We start from the raw sequence: 6,000 nt of genomic DNA, 5'->3' as shown, positions 1-6,000 counted from the left end.
CAGCATCCACGCAAGAACAAAACGGCCATCAACATCGAATACATGAAAGCCAGCATCCGGGCCAAGGTGGAGCACCCGTTTCGCATCATCAAGCGACAGTTCGGCTTCGTGAAAGCCAGATACAAGGGGTTGCTGAAAAACGATAACCAACTGGCGATGTTATTCACGCTGGCCAACCTGTTTCGGGCGGACCAAATGATACGTCAGTGGGAGAGATCTCACTAAAAACTGGGAATAACGCCTTAAATGGCGAAGAAACGGTCTAAATAGGCTGATTCAAGGCATTTACGGGAGAAAAAATCGGCTCAAACATGAAGAAATGAAATGACTGAGTCAGCCGAGAAGAATTTCCCCGCTTATTCGCACCTTCCCTAGTAAAGTTTGTGGGGAAAAAACATTACTCTGTCCCTCGTAGAATTGAAGACTATCCAAGAGTAATGGTGGATTTAATAAATGACATTCAAACGCTGAAAAATACAATTATAAAAGACAAGCAAACATCAACAAGACTAGAGAGAAAAGAACTTACTTTAACAAAGTTTGGCGCAGACTTTATCAGGACAGTTTGCCGAAATGAATGCTAATAAAATATTCAACATGAAATAATGGCGCCTCTCAACCTTCAAGGTGAATAATGAGCAGAGTAATATTAAAAGGATTTATTATCGTCCCCCCCAACGATTTGGCTGCGGTCAAGGATGAACTTGATAACCATATCCAGTTAACCCGATCTGAAACCGGCTGTCTGATCTTTAAGGTGAACCAAGATCCTCTCAATCCCTGCCGCTTCGATGTCTACGAAGATTTTGTTGATGAGGCGGCTTTTCAAGCGCATCAGGCCAGAGTCAAATCTTCCCGCTGGGGAGATATAACCGTCAATGTCGAGCGCTTTTATACAGTGACAGAAAGTACGGTAACCGGCATGACGGCGACACAGATTACATAAATCACAGCCTTGCCGTTTTGGCCAAGGTGGCGAACCGGGTGGCGCGCAGCACTCTTCCTCCTCTCGCTACCGCGAATGCCGATTACGCTGCGCTCATCGAGCCTACGTTACTTCCACTCTTTGTTATTAAGGCCACTATGATCCGCCCATTATTAACAGCCGATCTGGATGCCGCCGTCGAGCTCTGGTATCAGGCATCGGCGCAAGCCCACGACTTTATTCCCGCCGCTTTTTGGCTCGAGCAACGGGCGGCGATGAGGGATATTTACCTGCCCGCCAGCAAGAGCTGGGTCTATGAGGAGGATGGTCAGCTGCTGGGCTTTATCTCCTGGTATCAGGGGTCTGTCGCCGCACTGTTTATCTCCCCTGGCTATCAGTCACACGGGCTGGGTCGCCGACTGCTCGATCACCTCAAGGCACACTATGACCGGCTCGAGTTGACGGTCTACGCCGAGAATAAGCAGGCGCGGCGCTTCTATTGCCGCAACGGTTTCAAAGAGGGTGAGCAGCAGTTGTGCGCGCATAGCGGCCGCCCCGAGCTGGTGATGCATTGGCAACGGGGATAAGCGGAGCGCCCATAGCGATGGCGAGCGCTCTTTACCTGTTTTTTGGCTGCCTTGAATGCCATGGCGGCATTCTCTACAATGACCCACTTTTTATTCATTTCGGGTTATATCGATGAGCGATACCAGCACCAAACCGGCTCTGCCGGATCACCTCTCCTGCAATCCCCGCAGCCCTCACTATGTGGCTGCCTGCTTCGAGCACCCGATCGGTATTCGCCTGAACGGCAAAGAGCGCACCGATGTCGAGGAGTACTGCATCAGCGAAGGTTGGGTGAAGATCCCCTCCCCCAAGGCGCTGGATCGCCGTGGTCAGCCCATCCTGATCAAGCTCAAGGGCACCGTTGAAGCTTTCTACAGCTAAACCGCGCACTGCAGTTTGATAAACAACAAGGCCACCCTCGCGGTGGCCTCGTTGTTTCCGGCATTGCTGCTGGCATCTGCGCTCGCAGAGCGGCAAGCACCAGCACGCATCTCTCGCCGGGCGGCCCTTATACCCCCAACCGGTCGCGCAGGGTATACCAGGCGGCGCCCGCGGCGGTGAAGGGGATACGGAACAGCCGACCACCCGGGAAAGGGTAGTGCGGCAGTTTGGCAAAGGCATCGAAGCGCTCCGCCTGACCGCTCAGCACCTCGGAGAGCAGCTTGCCCGCCAGATGGGTGCAGGTGACGCCGTGGCCGCTGTAGCCCTGCATGTAGTAGATGTTGGGGCCGATGCGACCAAATTGCGGCAGCCGCGACAGGGTGAGCAGGAAGTTGCCGGTCCAGGTGTACTCCACCTTGACCCCCGCCAGTTGCGGGAAAGTTTTCAGCATCTTGGGGATGATCAGCCGCTCGATATCCGCCGGATCCCGCGCGCCATAGACCACGCCGCCGCCATAGAGCAGCCGGTGATCGCCGGAGGTGCGGTAGTAGTCGAGCAGGTAGTTGCAATCCTCCAGACAGTAGTTTTGCGGCAACAGTGAACGGGCCCGCTCCTCCCCCAGCACTTCGGTGGCGATCACTTGCGTGCCGCAGGGCATGCTCTTGCCCGCCAGCTCGGGTACCAAATTGCCGAGGTAGGCGTTGCCCGCCACCACCACAAAGCGCGCCTTCACCGCCCCCTTGGCGGTCTTGATCAGTGCCGGCTGCCCCGGGGTGATGCTGGTGACGGCGGACTGCTCGAAGATCTGCCCCCCCTGCATGCGGATCGCTTCGGCCTCCCCCAACGCCAGATTGAGGGGATGAATGTGGCCGCCGCTCTTGTCGAGCAGGGCGCCGACGTAGCGATCGCTCGCGACCACCTCGCGCACCCCCTTGGCATCGAGCAGCTCCAGCTGGTCGTTGCCCCACTTCTGCCAGCGGGCGTATTGGGATTTGAGCTCGTGCAGCTGCTTCTCGGTCTCGGCGGCAAAGACGCCCCCCTCCTGCAGATCGCACTGGATGTTGTAGCGCTTGATCCGCTCGCGGATAATCTGGCCCCCCTCAAACAACATGGAACCGAGCAGCCTGGCCTGATCCGGCGGGCAGTTCGCTTCTATGGTGTCGATGTCGCGGCTGTAGGAGTTGACGATCTGGCCGCCGTTGCGGCCGCTGGCGCCAAAGCCGACCCGGGCCGCCTCCAGCACCACCACCTTGTAGCCCTTCTCCACCAGATGCAGGGCGCTGGAGAGGCCGGTATAACCTGCCCCGATGACGCAGACGTCACACTCCAGCTGCTCGGTCAATGTCGGGTAGGGCGCGTGTTTATTGGCGCTGGCTGCGTAGTAACTGTTTACATGTTCGGTCATGATCCCTGTTTCCTTACCGGTTCGGTTGCCAAACTACTGCCTGGATTAAAAACTGGCCGGGGTGTGGGCGCTGACGATGCGACAGGTCTCCCCCGACGGATTGCTGAAGCTGTGGGGCTCGCCGGTGTCGATCACATAGCTGTCGCCCGCCTCCAGCTGATAACTCTGGCCCGCCACCGTCAGGATCACCGACCCCTCCAGCACAGTGCCGACCTCTTCCCCCTGATGGGTCACCTGACCTCCGGTGTCGGTGCCGGGGGGATAGGTCTCCAGCATAAAGCCGAGCTGGCGACGGTTGTTGCCGTTGTGCACCAGCTTGAGGGAGACCCCCTGACTGCCCAGCTCGATCAGCTGATCAGCCTTGATCACCACCTCCGGAGTGCGGCTCTCCTCCTCGGCGAAGAAGCGCGACAGCGGCAGGCCGTAGATGGTGAGCAGCTTTTGCAGGGAAGCGACCGAGGGGCTCACCTTGTCCTGCTCGATCATGCAGATGGCGCCGTGGGTCAGGCCGCTCAGCTCGGCCGCTCGCCGCTGGGAGAGCCCCAGCTGATGGCGCACCGCCGCCAATCGTTCCCCCATGGTGTGCGCCCCAGCGTCTGCCGCACCCAGCCCACGGGCCACGCTCTCCCTGCTCTGTGGCCCGCTCATGGCAAGCCCCCTCTTGCTGCGCTATCTCTGCATCCTTGCATCATCAGCCTCCCCTGCTCGCGCGTGATCGCCTCGGATCACGCGTGGCCTGTTTACCCTACTGGTTAAAATAGCCGACCAGCTTTCCCTTGCCGTTCACTATGTTACACAGCGCAACCGTTCATTATTTTGCACACCTGATTTACCGTCTCCCGGTCGCTTGCCCACTTGCAGCCAGCAAGCGAACGGGGAAAAACGCGCTACACAGCCCATTTTCTAGCATGACGCCCCCCGGCAATTCAAATATATTTAACACTTGAAAAACATTTCAGCTCAAATTATGGTCTTCCTGTGCTTATTATTTTATACGGCAGCGGCGCAGGAAGGGTCGGCTCACTCCGGCAACCAGCTGCTCTGACCCACACTCGAGGCTTCTCATGTCAGGAACAACATCTCACTCCAGCTTGATCACATCCCGCGCCTATATAGATGGACAGTGGTGCCATGCCGCCAGCGGCCGCACCTTCGAGGTCACCAACCCCGCCAGCGGCACCGTCATTACCCAGGTGCCCGACATGGATGCCGAGGATACCCGCCGCGCCATCGCGGCGGCCCACGCGGCGCAACCCGCCTGGGCCGCGCTGACCGCCAAAGAGCGCAGCAACAAGCTCTACGCCTGGTTTGCCGCCATCACCGCCCACAGCGACGAGCTGGCCCGCATCATGACCTGCGAGCAGGGCAAGCCGCTGGCGGAAGCCAAGGGCGAGGTGGCCTACGGCGCCAGCTTTATCCAGTGGTTCGCCGAGGAGGGCAAACGCGCCTATGGCCGCACCATCCCGGGCTTTAGCGGTGATCGCCGGCTGGCCACCATCAAGCAGCCGGTCGGGGTCGTCGCCGCCATCACCCCGTGGAACTTCCCGATTGCCATGATCACCCGCAAGGCGGGCCCGGCGCTGGCCGCCGGTTGCACCATCGTCATCAAGCCCGCCGCCGAGACCCCGCTCTGCGCGCTGGCACTGGCGCTGCTTGCCGAGCAGGCAGGGATCCCCGCCGGGGTCATCAACATCGTCACCAGCCATCAGGCGAGCGCGGTGGGCAACGAGCTGTGCAACAACCCGACTGTGCGCAAGCTCTCCTTCACCGGCTCCACCCGCATCGGCAAGCTGCTGATGCGCCAGTGCGCCGACACAATGAAAAAGCTGTCGCTGGAGCTGGGTGGCAACGCCCCCTTTATCGTCTTTGACGACGCCGACCTCGATGCCGCGGTGGCCGGGGCGCTCGCCTCCAAATACCGCAACGCCGGGCAGACCTGCGTCTGCGCCAACCGCATTCTGGTGCAGGCCAGCGTCTACGACGCCTTTGCCGAGAAACTGACCGCTGCCGTCAGTGCCTTCAAGGTGGGGGATGGCATGGCAGAGGGCACCCAGATTGGCCCGCTGATCAACCCCGCCGCCGCCAGCAAGGTGGCCGAACTGGTGCAGCAATCGGTCGCCGCCGGTGCCGAGCTGCTGCTGGGGGGCGAAGCCCATCCCGCCGGCCCCCTCTTCTACCAACCCACCATTTTGGGCAAGGTGGCTAAAACCAACCCCATCCTGCAGGAGGAGATCTTCGGCCCGGTCGCGCCGCTGGTGCGCTTCGAGACCGAAGCCGAGGCCATCGCCATTGCCAACGACACCCCCTACGGGCTCGCCGCCTACTTCTATGGCCGCGACATCGCCCGGGTGTGGCGGGTGGCCGAGCAGCTGGAATACGGCATGGTCGGCATCAACGAGGGGATCATCTCAACCGAGCTGGCCCCCTTTGGTGGCATCAAGGAGTCGGGTCTGGGCCGGGAAGGGGCCGCCGAGGGGCTGGAGGAGTATCTGGAGACCAAATACCTCTGCTTTGGCGCCATTCGCTAGGGCAGCAGAGAGCCAAGGCATCCCATTCACAGATGCCTTGGCCACTCAATCCATCGCTTTGATAGATAGATGCAGCAGCTCACCCTAGGCGGCAGGGGGCTAAATGTGGCCCACTGTTCACCTCAAGAGGGCTGCTGCAGAGCAAACCACAGGCTGCCGATCTGCACCGATCGGCGGCAATGGGCGCCAGATCG

The 6,000-nt window shown here is 59.7% G+C and carries 7 protein-coding genes; 5 read left to right on the top strand and 2 right to left on the bottom strand.

What is annotated here, in order from left to right:
- The 4 genes from OKC27_RS17195 to OKC27_RS17180 form a co-directional block, all read left to right on the top strand.
- The coding region (locus OKC27_RS17195; RefSeq protein WP_032299746.1) for an IS5/IS1182 family transposase at window positions 1–225 on the top strand (225 nt) is incomplete at its 5' end.
- A 409-nt stretch (window positions 226–634) separates the two neighbouring features.
- Window positions 635–946 carry a putative quinol monooxygenase gene (locus OKC27_RS17190; RefSeq protein WP_201933783.1) on the top strand — a complete coding sequence of 104 codons (312 nt, stop codon included), beginning with the start codon at window positions 635–637 and terminating at the stop codon, window positions 944–946.
- A gap of 137 nt (window positions 947–1,083) precedes the next feature.
- Window positions 1,084–1,512: an N-acetyltransferase gene (locus tag OKC27_RS17185; RefSeq protein ID WP_201933786.1), complete on the top strand. Its 429-nt coding sequence runs from the start codon at window positions 1,084–1,086 to the stop codon at window positions 1,510–1,512.
- A 112-nt stretch (window positions 1,513–1,624) separates the two neighbouring features.
- Complete coding sequence (locus OKC27_RS17180) at window positions 1,625–1,873, top strand: DUF3297 family protein (protein ID WP_005338226.1); 249 nt, start codon at window positions 1,625–1,627, stop codon at window positions 1,871–1,873.
- A 127-nt stretch (window positions 1,874–2,000) separates the two neighbouring features.
- On the opposite strand, the gene OKC27_RS17175 is transcribed toward OKC27_RS17180, so the two are convergent.
- Together OKC27_RS17175 and puuR are read right to left on the bottom strand one after the other, a co-directional pair.
- Window positions 2,001–3,278, bottom strand: coding sequence for an NAD(P)/FAD-dependent oxidoreductase (locus OKC27_RS17175; RefSeq protein ID WP_201933789.1), 1,278 nt, complete (start codon window positions 3,276–3,278; stop codon window positions 2,001–2,003).
- Window positions 3,279–3,323: 45 nt separating this feature from the next.
- The gene (gene puuR, locus OKC27_RS17170; RefSeq protein WP_201933790.1) at window positions 3,324–3,926 is read right to left on the bottom strand and encodes an HTH-type transcriptional regulator PuuR; all 603 of its coding nucleotides are present in this window, start codon (window positions 3,924–3,926) and stop codon (window positions 3,324–3,326) included.
- Window positions 3,927–4,342: 416 nt separating this feature from the next.
- Here puuR and OKC27_RS17165 point away from each other — a divergent pair, with 416 nt between their 5' ends.
- On the top strand, window positions 4,343–5,806 hold the full coding sequence (locus tag OKC27_RS17165) for an NAD-dependent succinate-semialdehyde dehydrogenase (protein ID WP_270806521.1): 1,464 nt from the start codon (window positions 4,343–4,345) through the stop codon (window positions 5,804–5,806).
- The last annotated feature ends 194 nt before the right edge of the window (window positions 5,807–6,000 follow it).

Source organism: Aeromonas sp. QDB62, from assembly GCF_027705695.1.
Taxonomy (GTDB): domain Bacteria; phylum Pseudomonadota; class Gammaproteobacteria; order Enterobacterales; family Aeromonadaceae; genus Aeromonas; species Aeromonas allosaccharophila.
The sequence above is the reverse complement of the archived record's forward strand: the minus strand, read 5'-3'. Positions and strand labels throughout refer to the sequence as shown.

Bases quoted from the DNA above. Each gene is read 5' to 3' on its own strand.
- OKC27_RS17190 (WP_201933783.1), top strand. From the start codon at position 635: ATGAGCAGAGTAATATTAAAAGGATTTATTATCGTCCCCCCCAACGAT.
- OKC27_RS17185 (WP_201933786.1), top strand. From the start codon at position 1,084: ATGATCCGCCCATTATTAACAGCCGATCTGGATGCCGCCGTCGAGCTC.
- OKC27_RS17180 (WP_005338226.1), top strand. From the start codon at position 1,625: ATGAGCGATACCAGCACCAAACCGGCTCTGCCGGATCACCTCTCCTGC.
- OKC27_RS17175 (WP_201933789.1), bottom strand. From the start codon at position 3,278: ATGACCGAACATGTAAACAGTTACTACGCAGCCAGCGCCAATAAACAC.
- puuR (WP_201933790.1), bottom strand. From the start codon at position 3,926: ATGAGCGGGCCACAGAGCAGGGAGAGCGTGGCCCGTGGGCTGGGTGCG.
- OKC27_RS17165 (WP_270806521.1), top strand. From the start codon at position 4,343: ATGTCAGGAACAACATCTCACTCCAGCTTGATCACATCCCGCGCCTAT.